Origin of the sequence: Methylophaga sp. UBA2513, from assembly GCF_002341285.1 — a bacterium.
Taxonomy (GTDB): Bacteria; Pseudomonadota; Gammaproteobacteria; order Nitrosococcales; family Methylophagaceae; genus Methylophaga; species Methylophaga marina.
In genome coordinates this window covers 47,284-67,325 of the sequence record NZ_DDNT01000014.1, presented here as the reverse complement: position 1 = coordinate 67,325, position 20,042 = coordinate 47,284, and the positions used below count along the sequence as shown (strand labels likewise).

General features: G+C 43.8%; 17 protein-coding genes. 11 read left to right on the top strand and 6 right to left on the bottom strand.

The window, feature by feature from the left end; genetic code table 11:
* Nucleotides 1-6 precede the first annotated feature (6 nt).
* Both B3V56_RS08090 and B3V56_RS08085 read left to right on the top strand, forming a co-directional pair.
* Nucleotides 7-1,281, top strand: coding sequence for an NAD(P)/FAD-dependent oxidoreductase (locus B3V56_RS08090; RefSeq protein ID WP_289284156.1), 1,275 nt, complete (start codon nt 7-9; stop codon nt 1,279-1,281).
* 110 nt (nt 1,282-1,391) lie between these two features.
* A complete protein-coding gene (locus B3V56_RS08085) occupies nt 1,392-2,549 on the top strand; it encodes a citrate synthase (RefSeq protein WP_289243317.1) in 1,158 nt (385 codons plus the stop codon).
* Here B3V56_RS08085 and epmB read toward each other — a convergent pair whose 3' ends face one another.
* Nucleotides 2,550-3,557, bottom strand: a complete 1,008-nt coding sequence (gene epmB / locus B3V56_RS08080) for an EF-P beta-lysylation protein EpmB (RefSeq protein ID WP_289283402.1) — start codon at nt 3,555-3,557, stop codon at nt 2,550-2,552.
* A 51-nt stretch (nt 3,558-3,608) separates the two neighbouring features.
* On the opposite strand from epmB, the gene efp reads away from it, so the two are divergent.
* The 3 genes from efp (at nt 3,609) to B3V56_RS08065 (ending at nt 6,167) form a co-directional block, all read left to right on the top strand.
* Entirely contained in the window at nt 3,609-4,178 is a 570-nt protein-coding gene (gene efp, locus B3V56_RS08075; protein WP_091715374.1) for an elongation factor P, read from the top strand.
* An 8-nt stretch (nt 4,179-4,186) separates the two neighbouring features.
* Complete coding sequence (epmA, locus tag B3V56_RS08070; protein ID WP_289283403.1) at nt 4,187-5,167, top strand: EF-P lysine aminoacylase EpmA; 981 nt, start codon at nt 4,187-4,189, stop codon at nt 5,165-5,167.
* Nucleotides 5,168-5,231: 64 nt separating this feature from the next.
* A complete protein-coding gene (locus B3V56_RS08065) occupies nt 5,232-6,167 on the top strand; it encodes a GGDEF domain-containing protein (RefSeq protein ID WP_289284155.1) in 936 nt (311 codons plus the stop codon).
* A gap of 66 nt (nt 6,168-6,233) precedes the next feature.
* Here B3V56_RS08065 and B3V56_RS08060 read toward each other — a convergent pair whose 3' ends face one another.
* Entirely contained in the window at nt 6,234-7,541 is a 1,308-nt protein-coding gene (locus tag B3V56_RS08060) for a TRAP transporter large permease (protein ID WP_289283406.1), read from the bottom strand.
* Nucleotides 7,541-8,065: a TRAP transporter small permease subunit gene (locus B3V56_RS08055; RefSeq protein ID WP_289283407.1), complete on the bottom strand. Its 525-nt coding sequence runs from the start codon at nt 8,063-8,065 to the stop codon at nt 7,541-7,543. The genes B3V56_RS08060 and B3V56_RS08055 overlap by 1 nt, the downstream gene beginning before the upstream one ends.
* A gap of 148 nt (nt 8,066-8,213) precedes the next feature.
* Between B3V56_RS08055 and B3V56_RS08050 the strand changes: the two genes are divergently transcribed.
* The 4 genes from B3V56_RS08050 to thpR are packed head-to-tail and all read left to right on the top strand — an operon-like array spanning nt 8,214 to nt 11,323.
* Nucleotides 8,214-8,534, top strand: coding sequence for a DUF4389 domain-containing protein (locus tag B3V56_RS08050; protein WP_289283408.1), 321 nt, complete (start codon nt 8,214-8,216; stop codon nt 8,532-8,534).
* 47 nt (nt 8,535-8,581) lie between these two features.
* Nucleotides 8,582-9,352 carry a peroxide stress protein YaaA gene (gene yaaA, locus B3V56_RS08045; protein ID WP_286304092.1) on the top strand — a complete coding sequence of 257 codons (771 nt, stop codon included), beginning with the start codon at nt 8,582-8,584 and terminating at the stop codon, nt 9,350-9,352.
* A gap of 41 nt (nt 9,353-9,393) precedes the next feature.
* Nucleotides 9,394-10,797, top strand: a complete 1,404-nt coding sequence (locus B3V56_RS08040; protein ID WP_289284154.1) for a diguanylate cyclase — start codon at nt 9,394-9,396, stop codon at nt 10,795-10,797.
* A gap of 10 nt (nt 10,798-10,807) precedes the next feature.
* Nucleotides 10,808-11,323 carry an RNA 2',3'-cyclic phosphodiesterase gene (gene thpR, locus B3V56_RS08035; RefSeq protein WP_289283410.1) on the top strand — a complete coding sequence of 172 codons (516 nt, stop codon included), beginning with the start codon at nt 10,808-10,810 and terminating at the stop codon, nt 11,321-11,323.
* A 2-nt stretch (nt 11,324-11,325) separates the two neighbouring features.
* Here the strand turns inward: thpR and B3V56_RS08030 are convergent, their stop codons facing one another.
* On the bottom strand, nt 11,326-11,973 hold the full coding sequence (locus B3V56_RS08030; RefSeq protein WP_286304095.1) for a TetR/AcrR family transcriptional regulator: 648 nt from the start codon (nt 11,971-11,973) through the stop codon (nt 11,326-11,328).
* A 283-nt stretch (nt 11,974-12,256) separates the two neighbouring features.
* Here B3V56_RS08030 and B3V56_RS08025 point away from each other — a divergent pair, with 283 nt between their 5' ends.
* Both B3V56_RS08025 and B3V56_RS08020 read left to right on the top strand, forming a co-directional pair.
* Nucleotides 12,257-13,447, top strand: a complete 1,191-nt coding sequence (locus B3V56_RS08025; RefSeq protein ID WP_289283411.1) for an efflux RND transporter periplasmic adaptor subunit — start codon at nt 12,257-12,259, stop codon at nt 13,445-13,447.
* A 46-nt stretch (nt 13,448-13,493) separates the two neighbouring features.
* Complete coding sequence (locus tag B3V56_RS08020) at nt 13,494-16,658, top strand: efflux RND transporter permease subunit (RefSeq protein ID WP_286304097.1); 3,165 nt, start codon at nt 13,494-13,496, stop codon at nt 16,656-16,658.
* A 12-nt stretch (nt 16,659-16,670) separates the two neighbouring features.
* On the opposite strand, the gene B3V56_RS08015 is transcribed toward B3V56_RS08020, so the two are convergent.
* Together B3V56_RS08015 and B3V56_RS08010 are read right to left on the bottom strand one after the other, a co-directional pair.
* Entirely contained in the window at nt 16,671-17,975 is a 1,305-nt protein-coding gene (locus B3V56_RS08015; RefSeq protein ID WP_289283415.1) for a YbaY family lipoprotein, read from the bottom strand.
* Nucleotides 17,976-18,073: 98 nt separating this feature from the next.
* On the bottom strand, nt 18,074-19,948 hold the full coding sequence (locus B3V56_RS08010; RefSeq protein WP_289283416.1) for a methyl-accepting chemotaxis protein: 1,875 nt from the start codon (nt 19,946-19,948) through the stop codon (nt 18,074-18,076).
* Between the last annotated feature and the right edge of the window lie 94 nt (nt 19,949-20,042).

Genomic DNA, 20,042 nt, shown 5'->3' with positions numbered 1-20,042 from the left:
GTTATTATGGCCATTAACCGTCGGCAACTGATAAAGACAGGGATAACAGCCTCAGCTTTGGCTGCATTTCCCAACATGAGTTCGGCCATAATAACGCCTTCGAAAAAATCACAACGTGTTGTGGTGGTGGGTGGTGGCTTTGCGGGTGCCACGGCTGCCAAATACTTACGCATGTGGTCGCAGGATCTTGAAGTGATTCTGATTGAGAAAAAAACGGCTTTTGTTTCCTGCCCACAAAGTAATCTCGTGTTAAGTGGTCATCGAACCCTACAACAATTAACCTTTGATTATCACGGTTTGAGTTCTCACTACGGTGTAAAGATGATTCAGGCCACAGTCAATGCGGTGGATGTTGATAACAAAAATGTGCGTCTTGATGATGGCACAGTGGTAGATTATGACCGCCTTATCATTGCTCCCGGCGTGGATTTTATTTATGACCAGCTGAGCATGCTGACACCTGAGATTGTTGAGACTAAAATTCCGCATGCCTGGAAAGCTGGGCCGCAAACACAGTTGCTTCATGAACAATTAAAAGCGATGCGTAAAGGTGGTAAGGTGGTAATGACGATTCCGCAAGCTCCATTTCGTTGTCCCCCCGGCCCTTATGAACGTGCTTGCCAAATCGCTTTATTTTTAAAACAACATAATCCTACAGCCAAATTAATCATTCTGGATGCCAATGGCGATATTGTGTCCAAAAAAGCGTTATTTAAAGGCGTTTGGGATGATCGCTATGCCGACATCATTGATTATCAACCCAGTAATGGCATAGAAACAGTTGATGTTGATACGTTAACGGTTGAAGGTTTGTTCGATAAAGTCCAAGCCGACGTTCTGAATGTCATTCCACCCCAACGCGCAGGAAAAGTGGCTGAGTTGGCAGGTGTGATGAATGTCGATAAACGTTGGTGCGAGGTCGACTTCAGCACTTATGAGTCGACCGCTATACCTGATGTGCACGTGATAGGTGATGCCGTGGCATCCACCTTGCCCAAATCAGGCCATATTGCCAATGTGCAGGCAAAAGTCTGTGCCGCTGCAGTCATTGCTCTATTACACGAAGAGGAAGTTGAACCTGAACCGGTGTTTGGCAATACCTGTTATAGTTTTACTGACGGCGAAAAAGCAGGCTTTGTCGCGGCCGTATTCAGATATGATCCAAAGACGGAAAAAATGGCGGTGATGCCCGGCGGAGGAATAACCACCACCCCAACACTGCTGCAAGGGGAGTTTGCTGATGCCTGGGCACACAATATCTGGTCAGATATCTTGAGATAACTCCATAAAATCAGTAGCGAATAACATCGGAGATGCTGCTCTACCTGCAATGCAGTATAATGCCAGCTTTTCCGATAATCTCCACCATCAAGATAATTATGAGGTTGTAGATGAGTGATTTTTTACCAGGCCTGGAAGGTGTACCCGCAACAAAGTCAGCCATTTCATTTATTGATGGTGAAAAAGGCATACTGAGTTATCGAGGTTATCCTCTCGAAACTCTTGCTGAAAACAGTACATTCGAAGAGACCACACTGCTTTTGTTAGACGGTGAGTTACCGACTAAGAAAGCCTTAAATGATTTTTCCCAACAGTTAAAAGACAACTACCGCATCAAATATCATATTCGTCAGATGATGCGTCATTTCCCCCATACCGGTCATCCCATGGATATGCTGCAAACAGCGGTATCCAGTCTGGGCATGTTCTACCCGGGTACGGAGTGTCTGACAGATGCCAATAGCTGTGAAGACCTTGATTACGTGCGTAATATGACGGTGAATATCATTGCGCAAATGGCACCGCTGGTGGCGATGTGGGAACACATCCGCAATGGTTGGGACCCTATTAATCCAAAACATGATCTGTCGGTCGCGGAAAACTTGTTATACATGTTTAACGGTGAAGAACCGGATCCACTCATGGCTAAGATCATGGATGTATGTTTGATTTTGCATGCAGAACACACCTTGAATGCTTCAACGTTTGCAGCATTGGTCGCGGGTTCGACACTGGCCACACCTTATAGCGTGATTTCAGCTGCCATCGGTACCTTATCTGGCCCGTTACATGGCGGTGCAAATCAACGCGTCGTTGGCATGTTACAAGAGATTGGTTCTCCGAAAAATGTCGAAAGCTGGGTTGACCAGAAACTAAAAAATAAAGAAGTTATCTGGGGAATGGGGCATCGCGAGTACAAGGTTAAAGACCCTCGTGCCACTATTTTGCACAAACTGGTAGAACAGTTAGTTGCAGAACGTGGTGGTCATCTGGATGATATGTTCGATACTGCCCTAAAACTGGAAGAAGTCTGTGCTGATCGCCTCGGCCATAAAGGCGTTTACCCGAATGTTGATTTCTATTCCGGCATTCTCTACAGCGAAATGGGTATTCCTGAAGACGAGTTCACCGCGTTGTTTGCTGTAGCTCGTTCAGCGGGTTGGTTAGCGCATTGGCGTGAACAAATTTGTGATAATCGCATTTACAGACCAACACAAATCTATGTCGGTAGCGATATGCGTGACTACACACCGATTGATCAACGGTAATTAGCTGATTACCGTTTTACTGGCTTCACCTTGTAGCTCACGCACCAGACGGGGCACAAGGTAGCCAGGCAATTGTTGTCTCAACTTTTCAATCAAACTCACTGCAAGTTCTTCTTCCACATCAAAGTGATGTGCTCCGGCTACCTTGTCCAATAAATGCAGGTAATAAGGCTGCACATCCACTTCATTTAAACGCTCACTTAAACCCACAAGTGCGTCTACAGAATCGTTAATCCCTTTTAACAAAACGGTTTGATTCAGTAACTGCACACCAGCTTGCCTTAAGTCACTTAGCACTTGTGCTGCTTCTTCATCTATTTCATTGGCATGATTAGCATGAATGACCATCACCACTTTCAGATGGGTGTTTTGCAGGTAATTTAATAATGATTCGGTGATGCGTTCTGGCAATACAACGGGCAGCCGGGTATGAATTCTCAATCGTTTTAAATGTGTTATCTGATTAAGATCTTCAATAGCATTTGCCAGTTTCTCATCATTGAGGGATAAGGGATCTCCGCCGCTGAGAATAACTTCAGTAATGGATTTATCAGCGTTTAAAGCATCAAGTGACTGCTGCCATTGACCGGCGAGTGGATTACTTTCTGAATAAGGGAAGTGACGACGAAAACAATATCGGCAATGAATAGCACAGGCACCTGTCATTAATAACAGTGCTCGTCCTTGATATTTTTGTAAGATACCGGGCGACTTAATGGCTAAATGATCACCTACCGGATCAGCCTTATATCCATCGACTCTAAAACCCTCGTCAATGAGAGGGAATACCTGACGAAGCAGCGGATCTGAAGCATCGCCATAGCGCATTTTTTTAATGTAACTGCGTGGGACACGCACCGGAAACTGACGTATTTGTGCTTTATCGATTGCAGCTAACTGACCGGAAAGTCCCAATAAAGCTAATAATTCATCGGCACTATTTATAGCGTTGGCTAATGCGTGTTGCCAGTTTTGTTTTGTCTTTAGGCTAGTGGTTTGCGGTATCATAGTGGCTTTTATTTTGAAGCAAGCGAAGATCGTCCCCCAAAAGAGGTTAAGATGGCAAGTTATAGTACAAATGAATTCAAATCCGGCCTGAAGTTTATGCTTGATGGTGACCCATGCAGCATCATCGAAAATGAGTTTGTTAAACCGGGTAAAGGCCAAGCATTTAATCGTGTTAAGTTCCGTAACTTGAAAACTGGCCGAGTGAATGAGCGGACGTTTAAATCTGGTGATACGGTTGAAAGTGCTGACGTTATCGAAACCGATCTGGAATATTCATATACCGATGGTGAGTTTTGGTATTTCATGGATCCAACTTCGTTTGAACAATATGGTGCCGATGCCAATGCCATCAGCGAAAGTAAAGATTGGCTGAAAGAGCAATATGTTTACACGGTGACATTATGGAATGGCACACCATTATTGGTGACTCCGCCTAACTTCGTTAATCTGGCAGTGGTTGAAACCGATCCGGGTGTACGTGGTGATACTTCAGGTGGTGGTGGTAAACCAGCCACACTGGAAACAGGTGCGGTTGTTCGTGTTCCTCTATTTATTGAAATCGGTGAAGTCCTGAGAGTCGATACCCGCTCTTCATCCTATGTTGAACGCGCAAAAGACTAATACCCACTATGTACGATAAAGACTGGCACCCCTCTGCAAGTCTGGAAAATCTAAAACGACGGGCTCAGTTTCTGACTGAGATCCGTCGTTTTTTTTATCAGCGAGAGGTGCTGGAAGTCGACACACCCATTCTTTCTCATGCGGCCCCTACAGCACCTTACCTTGATAGCTTTACCACTGATTATATTGCTGCTGGTGGGCAGAAAAGCTCCTGTTATTTGCACACTTCACCCGAGTTTGCGATGAAACGTCTGTTAGCTGCTGGTCTGGGGGATATGTATCAGATAGCAAAAGTATTTCGTAATGGTGAGCAGGGCAGGCATCATTCTCCTGAGTTTACGATGCTGGAATGGTATCGCCCCAGCCTAAGTTATCATCAGCTTATGGCGGAAGTGGATGATTTATTACAAACCGTGGTTGGCTTATCTCCCGCGGTCAAGATGAACTATCAAACACTGTTTTCACAGTACTTGTCGATTGATGTCACAGATGTTGAGCAAGATGAACTCAAACAATATGCGCTGTCCAGAATAAAAAGCCTCCCTCAAGACTGGCAAACAGACAAAGACGGTTGGCTGGAGCTATTGATGAGTGAGTTAATTGAACCGCAATTAGCCTTGTCTGTTCACCCATATATTATTTATGATTTTCCTGCCTCGCAGGCACAACTGGCAAAACTGCACCGTTCAGAGGAAGGCCATATTGTCTCTGCCAGATTTGAGGTCTATGCTCAAGGACTTGAACTGGCAAATGGTTATGATGAATGCCTGGATGCAGATGAGTTAAGTCAACGATTTGTAGAAGATAATCTTATCCGACACCAGCAAGGTAAGTCTGCCATGCCGGTTGATAAACATTTACTAGCGGCTATGCAAGCTGGTTTGCCTGCCTGTTGCGGCGTAGCAATTGGGGTAGATAGATTACTGATGTTAAAACTCGGTGTGCAGCATATTGATGCTGTAAAAAGTTTTACATTTGAGCAGAGTTAACGCATGAATGTGAGTAACCCCATACTCAGAAATTAAACCTATTTTCGAATAGAGGGTCATTGAAATGGCTGACGATAGAATGACATCCCAAGATTCAGGTGTTTACAAAACATTATTAGAATCGACTAAAGCTATTCCCTGGCGCATTGACTGGAAAACCATGTGTTTTACTTACATCGGACCACAAATAGAGAAGTTATTGGGGTGGTCGGTAGAAAGCTGGCAAACAGTTAATGAGTGGGCTGAAAGAATGCATCCAGAAGATCAGCAATCGGTGGTGGATTTCTGTGTGGCGCAATCCAAAGCCGGTGTTGATCACGAAGCTGATTATCGGGCACTGACAAAAGATGGTCACTATGTATGGATTCGAGATGTGGTACATGTCGTCAGAGACCAACAAGGCGAAGTCGAAGCGCTAATCGGTTTTATGTTCGATATTACTGAACGTAAAGAAACTGAACAAAAGTTACTGGATTTGCAAAAAGAGCTGGAAGAGCTTTCTTTTAAAGATGGTCTGACTGGTGTACCTAACCGACGCATGTTAGACAAAGTATTCGAAGAAGAATGGATGACGGCCAGACGCCATCAGCAACCGCTTTCTTTGCTGGTCATGGATATTGATTTTTTTAAACAATACAACGACTGCTATGGTCATATTCAGGGAGATGATTGTTTAAAACAGGTCGCCCAGGCACTCTCCTCGGCGGCAACGCGTTCTAGAGACTTTTTTGCTCGTTTTGGCGGTGAGGAATTTGTGATGTTACTGCCAGAAACAGACGCTAGTGCCGCAATAAAAATTGCTGAACGCTGCCAGCAATTAATGATGAAATTACAAATCAGCCATCAGGAATCTGAGGTTTCACAACTGCTGACTATCAGTATAGGCCTAGGAACGATTGTTCCCACCCCTAAAGATGAAATTGTCGACTTTGTAGAGCAAGTCGATCAGGCGCTTTATCGTGCAAAAGAGTGTGGTCGTAACCGTGTAAAGACAGCTTAAACAAGCTCATCATATAACGTGATTTTTAATTTGCTCAACAACTCCCCTAAAAAACATCAATCACATTTACTTTGACATCATCTCAGGCAACCACAGGCTAATTTGCGGAAAGGCAATGATTAAGCCTAAAACAATCACTTGTATCGCGACAAATGGCACGATACCGCGATAGATGGATTCCAGTTTTAAAGTGGGTGGTGCGCTGGCTTTCAAGTAAAACAGTGAAAAGCCGAATGGCGGTGTCAAAAATGAGGTTTGTAAGTTCAGTGCTATCAATAAAGCAAACCACAATGGATCAATGCCCATATGTATGGCAACGGGAGCAATGACCGGGACGACGATAAAACAAATTTCAATAAAGTCCAGAAAAAAGCCTAAGAAGAAGATAAGCAACATACTGACTACAAGAAAGGTCCATTTCCCACCGGGTAACGCAGTAAAGAGGTCGAGAATGAGCTTATCACCACCCATACCGACAAAGACCAGACCGAATGCGGTCGCGCCTATAAAAATAATAAATACCATGCTGGTTAGGCGAGTCGTGCGTTGAAGTGCTTCGCGTAAGTTATTCAGGTTCATACGTCGATGGATGGCGGCCAGCACAATCGCGCCTAACGCTCCCACAGCAGCGGACTCAGTCGGCGATGCAATACCAAAGAAAATAGAGCCCAGCACGGCTAGAATTAATAATAGTGGTGGTACAAGGCTTTTAATAACGCTGAAAAGTAAGTCTGGTGATTGATTAGCGAGGCTTTTGATGGCGGGCGCAGATTCAGGGTGGCGCCAGGCTGTCCAGACAACATAAAGAATGTAGGCCAAAATCAGCATCGCTCCCGGTACAGCCGCTGCCATAAATAGTTCACCTTCAGGAACACCGACAACATCACCTAACAGGATAAGAATAATACTGGGAGGAATAATTTGACCTAAGGTCCCAGAAGCGGCAATAGTGCCACTGGCAAGCTCTGGTGAATAACCACGTTTAAGCATGGATGGCAAAGCAATAACCGTCATGGTGACGACAGAAGCGCCCACCACGCCAGTGGTGGCTGCAAGCAAAGCACCGACCACAACCACCGAAATAGCCAGGCCACCACGCAAGCTGCCAAATAGCCTGCCCATAGTGTCCAGTAATTCTTCTGCTATACCTGATTTTTCCAGGATAACGCCCATGAATACGAATAACGGAACAGCCAATAAAGTGAAATTCGTCATAATGCCCCAGATGCGGAGCGGTAGCAGGCTGAAAAATTCGATACCCAGGAAAACCGTACCAAACCCAAGAGCAATGGCACCCAAAGTAAAAGCAACCGGGTAGCCGATTAACAGCAGTAAAAATAAAACCAGAAACATGGCCAGAGCCCAATACTCCATTATTTAGACTCCTTAAAGCAGATAAACTGTAAATTTTTCAATATTTCTGCAAGGCCTTGCAGCATAATCAAGACAAACGCGGCTAATATCGCGCCTTTTAAAATAAACCGATAGGGTAGCCCTCCCGGGTCTGGAGAACCTTCATTGTAAAAAAATGCATTCTCAGCAAAGGGCCATGCTGTCATCACAATCATGATGCTGAAGGGAAACAAAAATAGTAGGGTGCCGAGTAATGATATCCAAGCGCGGCCAGTGTCACTGATAAACCGGCTATGATAAAGAATATCGACGCGGACATGGGCGTCATGGCGAAGGGTATATGCACCACCCAGTAAAAAAACCAGAGCAAACAGATGCCACTCCAATTCTTGCAGTGCGACAGAGCCATAGTTGAACAAATAGCGCATGGCGACGTCATAACAGATGAGAATGACCATAACTAACACCAGCCATGAAACCATCCGGCCGGTCAGATCAATAAAGTTTTCAATCGCGTTAATGACGGGCTCAATGAGTGTCTTCATGTTGATTTTATCTATCTTTGCCACAATTAAATAAGTGTCCCATAAATCACGTTTGAGCTCTAGTTGTCTCTGGCAATGTGAAAATGCGTTCACCAGATAAAAGCGGAAGTGATAAAGTTAAATATGAACTGATACAAGGAGAGAAGATATGGATAATGAACAACTTAAAGAAAATATGAGTAACAAAAATCAATGGACACGCATCATTTACATGGTGCTGTTTGCCATTATTTTGTATTTAAGCATGATGGTTGTCTGGCTTGTTGTGCTGGTTCAGTTACTGTTTGCCCTTATCACAGGTAAGCCGAATCAAGATATCGCTGATTTTGCAGCCGATCTATCTCAATATGTGTATCGTGTGGTGGCATTTTTAACCTACACCAGTGAACGCCGTCCTTTTCCATTTAATGACTGGAAAAGTAATGCGTTTCAACCTGAGGTGAGACCTGATAAAGATGACACCCTCTAACTCGCTGACATTTTTAACTTAATTATTTGAATTGATCAGGAAAATTTATGCTGACCGTTATTTCTCCGGCAAAAACCTTAGATTTTGATACGCCACCCACAACACAAAAACACTCACAACCCCGATTTTTATCTCACTCACAAGAACTGATTGACACCTTGCGTCAAATGAGTACAGCAGATATTGCCAGTTTGATGAAACTCAGTGATAAGCTAGCCGGGTTGAATGTAGCAAGATATGAGACCTGGCAAACGCCTTTTAGTCTTGATAATGCAAAACAGGCCGTTCTGGCTTTTCAAGGGGATGTTTATACCGGTCTCGATGCAGAAACGCTTGATGAAAAGCAGCTGACATTTGCACAAAAGCATCTCAGAATTTTGTCTGGTTTATACGGTGTATTGAAACCTTTGGACCTGATTCAGCCTTATCGTCTTGAGATGGGGACTAAATTAGACAATGCCAAAGGTAAAGATCTCTATGCTTTTTGGGGTAGTGACATTCGCCAATCATTACAAGCTGAAGATGCCATGCAGGATGAGGTGCTGATTAATCTCGCTTCGAATGAATACTTTAAAGCAGTTGAAGCAAAAAAATTAAAGGCTCGAATCATTACACCCGTGTTTAAAGACTGGAAAAATGGTCAGTACAAAATGATCAGTTTTTATGCAAAAAAAGCACGAGGTATGATGAGTCGTTACATCATTGAGCATGAGTTACAAGATCCTTATAGAATTAAGGATTTTGACACTGATGGCTATCGTTTCAGTGCCGATATGTCAAAAAAAGATGAATGGGTATTTATTCGACACCAAGAATAAATTGGCATGTGAGTTAAATGATAGCGTCAAGGAAGATAAAAATGCGCTTGCAGTATGTATTGTTATTTGGGTGTTTCATATTACTGCAGGCGCCGGTTAATGCTCAGTCTGAACTCATATTAACGCAGACTGAGCAGAATTTTATTGACTCAATAGATGAAATTCATCTGTGCACCGACCCCGACTGGATGCCTTATGAGGGGATCGATAAAAACGGCCAGTACACAGGCATCATGTCCAGCTTTCATGAATTATGGTCTCAAATGATGGGCAAACCCGTTGTTTTGATTCACACAGATAGCTGGGAACAATCCCTCGCGTTTATTAAACAAAAAAAGTGTGATGTTTTATCCAGCGCTCAGGACTTGGCTGAAAGACGCGACTATCTAACCGTTACTAAACCTCATATTCAGTATTCACTAGCTCTAGCCACTCATCCTGATATTCCTTTCATCATTAACCTTGCTCAGGTCAAAGACAAAAAATTTGTCATGGTGAAAGATTATGCAGCGATTAAATTAATCGAAAATAATTATCCAGACTTAACTATTATTGAAGTCAATAATGCAGGTGAGGGGCTTAAATTAGTTGAGAAAGGTATGGCGTTTGCCTTTATCGATACTGTACCGAGTATCAATTATCAAATGCTGGCTTACGGCGTTTCACATTTAAAAATAAGTGGTGTGCTTGATGAGCACTACGATATGTCGGTGGGAATAAGACGCGATTTACCTGAACTGTTATCCATTTATAACAAAGCCATTGACGCAACAAATGAGTCTCAGCGTCAGCAGATTATGAATCAATGGTTATCTGTGACGGTGCAATATGATGCAGATTATAGTTTGGTGTGGAAGCTACTCGCTGGCTTGCTGATTATTCTGGCACTGTCCTTGTATCGCTACCGCGTCATTCACCGTCATAATCACGAGCTTCAAGCCGTAAATAAAAAACTGGTCCGTATGTCACAAAATGACCAGTTAACTGGCTTACCTAACCGATACTATTTACACGAAGCATTTGAAAAAGCCCTACAAACATATTACCGCTATCAGCATCAATTTTCTGTGATCATCATAGATATCGATCATTTCAAAAAAGTGAATGACACATATGGGCATACTGTTGGCGATGAAGTTATCAAGAAGATTGCTGATATGTTGTCTGATAATTTAAGAGATACTGATATTGTTGGCCGGTGGGGCGGTGAGGAATTTTTAATTGTCTGTCCTGAAACCGATAATGTGGGGGCAAGAGCGGTAGCCGAGCATATGAGAGAGTTTATTGCGGGTACCGACTTTGGTTTGGAGGCTATACACATCACGGCAAGCTTCGGTGTCACTGAATATAATGAAAATGAAGCAGTTGATGAATGTATTAAACGTGCCGATATGGCTTTATATCGAGCAAAAGAGCAAGGCAGAAATCAAACCATTGTGTTTTGATTGAACAATAGTGCGACGTTTATTTTTTGCATTATGGCCAGATGAGCTCACCAGAACGAGACTCAAGTTGTTATCTCAACAGTGTGATCAGCTTGGGTTGAGAAAATTAAAGCCAAGTAATTTTCACATGACATTGTTTTTTATTGGCAATGTCGAAGAACGACTTGTCACCATTTTGCTTGAGCGAGCCAAAAATATTCGAGTAACGCCAATATCACTTGAGTTTAACGAGCTGGATTATTGGCCGAAACCAAAAGTATTGTGCCTGACCTGTCAAAGACAACCCATGTCTTTATATAACTTGGTGAATGCATTAAACCTGATGATGGCAGATCTACCTATAAGACAGGAAGCTCGTCCATTTCGTGCCCACATCACGCTAGCAAGAAAAGCAAAAAAACGGCCTCACATCACATTTAAACCCGTGTCATTAGCAGCTGTATCTTTTGCACTGGTTGAGTCTATATCCACTGAAGATGGTATCCAGTATCAGGTTATAGAGAGTTGGCCACTTCGTGAGGGATAATTTTATTTACTTAATGTCGGCTCAGATTGCCAGGTAGCCGATTCAGCAAACCAGAATTCTTCTTTCACCCCAAGTAAACGATACAAGCCCTCAGGCAGATCTTTTCTCACGGTCGAGATATCAGGCTGAAGATGAGAAAAACTCATCACACCGTGAATGTAGTTATACATCATCCGGCCTAAGCTTTCTGGTTCTGTTTTATAGTGTAAGTAACCCGCAGAGTCCAGTGCTCTAACAAGTGCAATATCATAGTTAATAGCGGTTTGTGATAGAGAGCGTAAGGCCTCTAACACCATTTCATCATCTGTTCCAATTTGAGCACCCGCATTAAAAAAAGGGCAACCTGGTATGCGTTTGTTTGGAGTATTGATTTTAGATTTGAAAACGAATTCGATGAGATTTTCGAGTTGTTGAAGTGGGGTGTATAGAGGAGAAAAAACCGCGTCCAGATCAGCTCTTATCACTTGCCAGTAATAACTTGCTGCTTCACAAAACAAAGAGGCTTTAGACTCGAAGTGGTGATAGAACGCACCTTTAGTGACGCCTGCCTGACGACAGATATCATTGACGCCCACACAGTTGTAATTGCTTTGCCAGATCAGCTCCAGTGCTGTGGCTAATAGTCTTTCTCGAGTCTCAGTAACAGACATATATGTATAAACCGTTCGTTTAATTGGATAGTATAAATACCGCTTGGTTTGTGTGACAAGAAAAATGGATGAATAAATCCCTCGCGTTTTTGTCATCAGCCATATTACATCTACCTTTTTAAGGGGTATATGGTTGTTTTATATAAAACTTAGTGAAAAGTTGACTATTTTTATCAGTCATATTGACTAGCATACCGGTCGGTATGTATTCTGTTGCGATTTATCCTGTCAAGGATAGTTTTTATAGGGACCTGCCAGAGCTGTCTGGCTCACGGAGATTTTCATGTCTGAACTATCATCAAATCATCAAAACCGTGGCTGGTTAAAGCTGATTCTGTTTATTTTTATTTGTATTGCTGCTGGCGCAGCGTATATGTCTTACGCAAATGAAGGTGAAGAGCCGGCTCAAGCGGCAGCGCCAAACACGCCGCCACCGCCTGTGGCAGAGGTCATTACACTTCAACCTGAAGAAGTCCGTATCTGGACACGCTTCTCAGGTCGTCTCAGTGCGGTTGATAAAGCGGATATCAAACCTTTGGTGGGTGGTGAACTTCAAAAAGTATTGTTTGATGATGGCCAACTAGTGGGGAAGAATGAACTGCTGTTTGTTATTGACCCACGTCCATATAAAGCTGCTTTAGCGAGCGCTGAGGCACAATTGGCATCCGCTAAATCAAGAGCGACATTAGCGAAAGATGAGTTAGCTCGTGCGGAAAGATTAGTTAAAGATAAATTAGTCTCAGACAGTGTGTTTGATGCAGCAAAAAATGAGAATCAGGTTTCTGTGGCTGCCATACGTGAGGCGGAAAGTGCTGTTTCTCAAGCGAAACTGAACCTGAATTATTGCTATATCCGTGCGCCGTTTGCCGGGCGAGTCAGCCGCGCTGAATTAACGGTAGGTAATATTATTGAGACGGCGCCAAGTTCACCTGTTTTGACTACCATCGTAGCCAATGATCGTTTTTATGCTGAGTTTGATATAGATGAGCAAACCTATATCAAAATGATGAGAAATAATCATACCGAGCAGAAAATGCCAGTCGATATGACATTGGCAGCAGATGAAAGTGTGGTCTATCACGGTGAAATCCATTCTTTAGATAACCAGTTAGATATTGCCAGCGGCACCATCCGGGCACGTGCCATTTTTGATAACAAAGATGGGGCGTTAACACCCGGTATGTATGCCAATGTCAGAGTTGGGGCTGCAGAGAAACAACAGGCTTTATTGATTCCAAATCGGGCTATCGGCACCAACCAAGATAAGAAATTTGTTTTTGTTATCAATGCTGAAAATCAGGCTGTGTATAAGGAAGTGCAGTTAGGCGGACATCATCAAGGTAAACGCTTGGTGTTATCAGGATTAAATACGGGTGACCGAGTCGTGGTGAATGGCTTGTCTCATGTCCGTGCGAATATGGTGGTGTCACCCAAATCCGTGGCTGAAACAGATGAAGCCGCCACGACAGAATAATGCTGCCAGTCAGTTAAATCGCTTTGTAGCGTAACGAAGGAACGCAATGAATATTTCAAAGTTTTTTGTGGACAGACCCATTTTCGCGGGTGTTTTATCCATTCTTATTTTTATTGCCGGTTTACTGTCAATGTTTCAGTTACCGATATCAGAATACCCGGAAGTCTCACCGCCATCTGTTGTCGTTAATGCTCAGTTCCCAGGTGCTAACCCAAAAGTCATCGCTGAAACCGTGGCGCGTCCATTGGAAGAACAACTGAGTGGTGTAGAAAACATGATTTATATGTTTTCTCAGGCTACCTCAGATGGTCGTATGACACTGACGGTCACGTTCAAAATTGGTACCGATCCTGACCTTGCTCAACAGATGGTGCAAAACCGTGTCACTCAGGCCACACCTAGGTTGCCAGAAGTCACGCGTCAGCTTGGTGTAACAGTAGTGAAAAGTGCACCTGATCTGACGATGGTGGTGCATTTAACATCTCCAGATAAGCAGTATGATGAGTTATATCTGCGTAACTATGCCGTGCTGCATGTTAAAGATGAACTAGCCAAAGTAGAAGGTGTGGGGCAGGTGCGTCTGTTTGGTTCTGGTGACTACGCGATGCGTATCTGGCTCAATCCTGAAAAAGTGGCCGAACGTGGTCTGACGGCCATGGATGTGATTGCTGCCATCAGAGAACAAAACGTTCAGGTGGCTGCAGGTATCATTGGTGGGTCGCCGATGACGGATCCGGTTGATGTGCAATTGCCTATCAATGCTAAAGGCCGGCTGGAGTCACCGGAAGAGTTCGAAAATATTATTATCCGTGCAGGTAGTGATGGTCAGGTGACGCGTCTAAAAGATGTCGCGAGAGTTGAGCTGCAAGCGGCTGAATTCAGCCTGAATTCAATGCTGGATAACCAACCTGCTGTCGCGATTCCTATTTTCCAATCACCTGGCGCAAACGCGATTAATATCTCTGATAATATTCGCAGCACCATGGCGAAGTTGAAAAATAACTTCCCGGAAGGCGTTGATTACAGCGTTGTCTATGACCCGACAGTGTTTGTTCGTGATTCGATTAAGGCGGTTATCAAAACCTTATTAGAAGCGCTTGTTTTAGTTGTTATCGTGGTGGTGGTGTTCTTACAGACCTGGCGTGCATCTTTAATTCCGTTGTTGGCTGTCCCGGTATCGATTATCGGCACATTCGCCTTAATGCATGTGTTTGGTTTTTCCATTAACACTCTGTCTTTATTTGGACTGGTTCTAGCGATTGGTATCGTGGTGGATGATGCCATCGTGGTAGTAGAAAACGTCGAGCGGAATATTGAAAATGGCTTGTCACCGCTAGAAGCCAGTTATCAGGCCATGCGCGAGGTCAGCGGTCCAATAGTGGCGATATCCCTGACTTTGGTGGCCGTGTTCGTACCGATTGCTTTTGTCAGTGGTTTAACCGGGCAGTTTTATCAGCAGTTCGCCTTAACTATCGCTATTTCAACCGTCATTTCTGCTGTTAACTCTTTAACATTGAGCCCGGCATTATCGGCACTGTTACTGAAAGGGCATGATGCACCGAAAGATAAGCTGACGCGAATTATGGATTTTCTGTTTGGCTGGTTCTTTAACATCTTTAACAAGACCTTTAAAAAAGCGTCGAATGGCTACTCGAGCTCAGTTGGTGGCCTGCTTAAACATAAAGTCTTAATGTCATTTTTGTATATCATCCTGCTGGGGATGACAGTTTACGGACTAAATGGTTTACCCAAAGGCTTTGTCCCTGCACAGGATAAGCAATATTTAATCAGTTTTGCCCAGCTGCCCGATGGCGCTTCTTTAGCTCGTACTCAGGAAGTGATCAAGGAGATGGGACGACTGGCACTGGAAGAACCAGGCGTGCAGAGCGCCGTTCAGTTTCCTGGGCTTTCGGTAAATGGTTTTACCAATAGTCCAAGTGCTGGGATTGTGTTTGTGACCTTGGAGTCATTTGATAAACGGCATTCACCTGATTTATCTGCTGCTGCCATTGCTGGCCGCTTGCAGGCAAAATATGCTCAGGTGGAAGAGGCCTTTATCGCCATATTCCCACCACCACCTGTACGTGGTTTGGGCACGACGGGTGGCTTCAAGCTACAGATTGAGGATCGTGCTGACTTGGGCTACGAGAAACTGGCTGAAGTCGTTGGGCAAGTCCAAGGTCAAGCCTGGCAGAGTCCGGCACTGACCAGTGTGTACTCAAACTATAAAATCAATGTGCCACAGCTTTATGCTGATTTGGATAGAACAAAAGCGAAACAGCTCGGCTTAAACATCAAAGATATTTTTGACACCATGCAGATTTATCTGGGGTCGCTTTATATCAATGACTTTAACCAGTTTGGTCGTACCTATCAGGTTATTGCTCAGGCTGATTCAGATTATCGTAATGCGCCCGATGATGCGTTGAATTTAAAAGTACGTAATAGCAATGGTGATATGGTGCCATTAGGAAGCGTGCTTGAGATGAAAGAGAGTTATGGGCCGGAAAGTGCCGCTCACTACAATGGTTATCTCGCGGCAGATTTAAATGGTAATGCGGCGCCTGGCTATTCCAGTGGACAAGCACAGGATGCCATTAGCGAAATTCTGGAGAAAACCCTACCTTCAGGCATGGAGTTTGAATGGACTGACTTAACCTATCAACAAGTCATTAGTGGGAATACTGCCTTATTTATTTTCCCATTGTGTTTGTTACTGGTGTTCTTAGTTTTAGCGGCACAATATGAGAGTTTAATCTTGCCATTGGTCGTTATCACCATTGTGCCATTATCGATTCTGGCTGCAGTAACGGGTGTCTGGTTAACCGATGGGGATAGTAATATCTTCACCCAGATCAGTTTCTTTGTGTTGGCGGGGCTGGCCAGTAAAAATGCCATATTGATTGTTGAGTTTGCCCGAGAGCTTGAAATCGATGGCATGGAAACGGTAAAAGCGGCTATCAAAGCCAGCCGTATGCGTTTAAGACCAATTTTAATGACATCATTCGCCTTCATTATGGGCGTGGTACCGATGGTTTTATCTACCGGTGCCGGTTCCGAAATGCGTAATGATATTGGTGTCACTGTATTCTCAGGCATGCTCGGGGTCACATTCTTCGGCTTGTTCTTTACCCCGGTTTTCTATGTGATGTTAAGAAAACTGGAAGGTAAACGCCGTTACCATAGTCACAATCATGTGGTAATGAAATAAAGCCCGGCTTTATCAGCGACGGGCGGTAATCGTCCGCCCGTCTGCTGTTTTCAATACTAGTGCACCATTAATGCTGATATCCAGCGATTCAACATCGGCTAAGGTCGTCAAAAATACCTTTTCCTGATTCATGATGGCCACCGGACAAACTTTCTGTGTAGTGATGGCAGAAGCAATGTCCAGCCGTTCATTGAACTCATAAGCTGTGCTGTACTGATTACAAGAGGTAAAGCCTGATAAGCGGCCTTGATCATCGAAGGTCATGGTCAGACGTGAAAAATCAATAATGCCTTGCTGATTAATATCCTGAACAATCCACTCTTGTCCAACCAATAAGTCACGGCTGTGCCCTCCACATCCCTGAAAATCGAGATTATCTAAACGTACACTGACCTGATAAGGGTAGGGTAATCCCGACATATCGTCACGGCATAGTGTTGCTAACGTTTCAACTTTGATATAACGAGTGTCTGAATAGGCTTTCAATTCAAAACCAGCATGGTAAATATGCAATTCAGTTTCGCCGAGGACGCTCTGTTTCTGTCCTCCATCCCATGTCATGATGACTTGGTCGTATGTGGCCGACAGCGACCATTCTGGTTCGTGTCCCTGAGCGCGAAATGGGAGTTGTTCGACTTGATCCTGGTTCACAGCAGTGCAGTGACTCCAACTCATATCAGCAATCGTCAAAATGCCCTGATGGCCTTTATTCCAGAAGTTGACCAATTTATCTTTAGACTGGTACTTGCTTCCTGAGGCACTGGGTACTTGAAACAGCATATATAAATCATCATTCATTTTGAGCTGCATGGATTCATTCTTAGTGACGGTAGTGATCTGCTGCTCGCCACATTGAAACATGACCGTATGACTGTTTTGATGTTCAGGTGGCTGGAAAGAGATCAAATTGAGCACACCCAGTGACACTTCATGCGTGTCAGTGGGAATCAGATTCAGCTCATCTGTGGTCCAGATTAATTCCCCTTGCTTGTTCTGAATGGAAGCACGAAGTGCATAATTTTCATCGGCATTGAGTTGGTCTTTGAACACCTGCAGCTGAAAATCAATAGGTACTTGGCGGTTGCCGAGAGAGATAGTTTTTTCAGCCACCACCTCACCATTTTTTTGGGCGCTGGTGATGTTTTCGAGTTTAATGATGAGTTTGGAATGCTTGGGTAACGCGATACGTTCGCGATAGCTTATTTTGCCACTTATCGTTAGCTGTTGTTGTTTGAGTGTTTGTTGAGCAGAGTCTGAATCACATCCGAGTAATGTCAGACTCAGTAACACCAATATGAACAAATGGTACAAGGGCATAATATGTCATCCTGAATCTAGTCCTGAGTATTCATCATAAATGTAACCTGTACAGCCAAGCTATAACATCAAGTCGTCATCCATGACGTATCTTAGATTCAGACTTTGAACTGAGTGATGAGTTTTTGCAAGTCTGCCGCTAATCCGGCAAGGCCCTGACTGGTTTCCGTTGTTTGTGAAGTGCTTTCTGCATTTTCTTCTGCTACTTGGGCGATATGATTCACATTGCGGTTGATGTCTTCAGCCACAGCGCTTTGCTCTTCTGCTGCACTGGCAATATGCGTATTCATATCCATAATAGAGCGGACTTTTTCAGAGATGGTGGTCAGGCTTTCTCCCGCCGCTCCCACTTTGGTGACAGTGGCTTCGACATACTCTTTACCCTTCAAGGTAGCAGCGACACACTGATTTGCTTCGTTTTGTAGACGTTCGATAATGGTTTTAATTTCTTCAGTAGACTCTTTACTACGTTGCGCAAGGGTTCTGACTTCATCAGCAACAACAGCAAAACCACGGCCGGATTCACCGGCGCGGGCAGCTTCAATGGCGGCATTCAAGGCTAATAAATTAGTTTGTTCAGCAATACTCTGTATAACGGTCAGGACTGTGCCAATGTTTTCACTTTCAGCTTGTAAGTTTTTAATTGCATCGGCATTGGTTGAGCTTTGGTCAGCTAACTGTTTGATAGAGCTGATTGTGTCTTTAACTAACAATTGACCCTGACTGGTTTCACTATCAGAGCTTCTGGATAAATTCGCCGCTTCTGCAGCGTATCGAGCCACTTCTTGAACAGTTGCCGTCATTTCATTCATGGCCGTGGCCACTTGTTCACTACTGCTTTGTTGATTGATAACACCTTTTTTGGTCTGTTCAGCGACCACGGATAGTTCTTCTGCTGCGGCACTTACAGTGAGAGCAGAAGTCATGACTTGTTGGATCAATTTTTGAAAGGATGCGGTCATCAGATTGAATGAACGTGCCATTTCAGCAATTTCATCTTTGCCGCTATCATCAACTCGTAAACTTAAATCACGATTTTTTTCGACTTCCTGCATGGTTTCAGAAAGCTGATGAAGCGGAATAATAATACTTTGGCTTATTAGTCTGATGAGCCATAGAATCAGGGCAGCCAGTGTCAAAGCAATCACAAACACAGTAATTTTTGCATTTTTAACAGCAGTGGGTATTTCGTCAGAAATATGTTGACCAAGCCCCGCAAGAGCATCTTCACTTTGATGAATCGTGCTACGCAACTCACCCAGTAAGCCTGACTCAGCATTCATGCCACGCGTTTCGTAGCCTTTCACTAATGACAGAAAGTCAGCACGATACGATTCTATTTCACTACGGACTTGGTTTTTTACACTACTACTCAGGTAACTGTTTTCCAGACGGCGATTGAAGTCGGTAAACCCATCTTCAAATTTACTGACATATTTTTTGTCAGAGCGAAGCATAAAGTCTTTTTCATGTCTTCTGAGCATTAACATGGCAGCTAATAAACTATCGTCATCGTATGTGTTGATGGTTTCTTCAACCTGATGCACGGCACTACGTAACTTACCATAAAGGCCATCAGTCGGTGTTAAGCCAATGGTTTGTTCAATATTCACTATTTGGTTAAATTTTTCGCCATACTCTACCAAGACAGTACGAACGCGGTTTTCTGATTCATGTGACTGATTCAGTGCGTCGAGACGCTGTCCAAGCTGATCGAGGTTGGTAAGGAAGAGCTGATGAGATTGATGGAACTCATCTTGATATTTCAGCTCATGTCGGTTAAGAAAATCTTTCTCATGGCGGCGCAACATCAGCATATTCGTTTCTAGCTTCACTGCCTGAATCGAAGCTTCTTCCAGTCGAATAATTTTAGACAGGAATATCTGGCCCAAGATAATCATCAGTAAGATTGTCATTCCAACGAGGACCGACAATACAAAGAGTTTCTTTTTCACAGTGAGTTGATTGAGCATGGGGTTTTCCTTGAAAAAACATGAACAGGTCATGTTGATTGACAACGCTAACCAACTTAGCGGTCAGACACTTCATTTCCTTAGCCTTTTTCAC

What these genes read in the sequence shown, in the direction of transcription:
- B3V56_RS08090 (WP_289284156.1), top strand. Translation starts at nt 7, where the DNA reads ATGGCCATTAACCGTCGGCAACTGATAAAGACAGGGATAACAGCCTCA.
- B3V56_RS08015 (WP_289283415.1), bottom strand. Translation starts at nt 17,975, where the DNA reads ATGCCCTTGTACCATTTGTTCATATTGGTGTTACTGAGTCTGACATTA.
- B3V56_RS08010 (WP_289283416.1), bottom strand. Translation starts at nt 19,948, where the DNA reads ATGCTCAATCAACTCACTGTGAAAAAGAAACTCTTTGTATTGTCGGTC.
- B3V56_RS08060 (WP_289283406.1), bottom strand. Translation starts at nt 7,541, where the DNA reads ATGGAGTATTGGGCTCTGGCCATGTTTCTGGTTTTATTTTTACTGCTG.
- B3V56_RS08085 (WP_289243317.1), top strand. Translation starts at nt 1,392, where the DNA reads ATGAGTGATTTTTTACCAGGCCTGGAAGGTGTACCCGCAACAAAGTCA.
- B3V56_RS08020 (WP_286304097.1), top strand. Translation starts at nt 13,494, where the DNA reads ATGAATATTTCAAAGTTTTTTGTGGACAGACCCATTTTCGCGGGTGTT.
- efp (WP_091715374.1), top strand. Translation starts at nt 3,609, where the DNA reads ATGGCAAGTTATAGTACAAATGAATTCAAATCCGGCCTGAAGTTTATG.
- B3V56_RS08025 (WP_289283411.1), top strand. Translation starts at nt 12,257, where the DNA reads ATGTCTGAACTATCATCAAATCATCAAAACCGTGGCTGGTTAAAGCTG.
- yaaA (WP_286304092.1), top strand. Translation starts at nt 8,582, where the DNA reads ATGCTGACCGTTATTTCTCCGGCAAAAACCTTAGATTTTGATACGCCA.
- B3V56_RS08030 (WP_286304095.1), bottom strand. Translation starts at nt 11,973, where the DNA reads ATGTCTGTTACTGAGACTCGAGAAAGACTATTAGCCACAGCACTGGAG.
- B3V56_RS08040 (WP_289284154.1), top strand. Translation starts at nt 9,394, where the DNA reads ATGCGCTTGCAGTATGTATTGTTATTTGGGTGTTTCATATTACTGCAG.
- B3V56_RS08055 (WP_289283407.1), bottom strand. Translation starts at nt 8,065, where the DNA reads ATGAAGACACTCATTGAGCCCGTCATTAACGCGATTGAAAACTTTATT.
- B3V56_RS08050 (WP_289283408.1), top strand. Translation starts at nt 8,214, where the DNA reads ATGGATAATGAACAACTTAAAGAAAATATGAGTAACAAAAATCAATGG.
- epmA (WP_289283403.1), top strand. Translation starts at nt 4,187, where the DNA reads ATGTACGATAAAGACTGGCACCCCTCTGCAAGTCTGGAAAATCTAAAA.
- epmB (WP_289283402.1), bottom strand. Translation starts at nt 3,557, where the DNA reads ATGATACCGCAAACCACTAGCCTAAAGACAAAACAAAACTGGCAACAC.
- B3V56_RS08065 (WP_289284155.1), top strand. Translation starts at nt 5,232, where the DNA reads ATGGCTGACGATAGAATGACATCCCAAGATTCAGGTGTTTACAAAACA.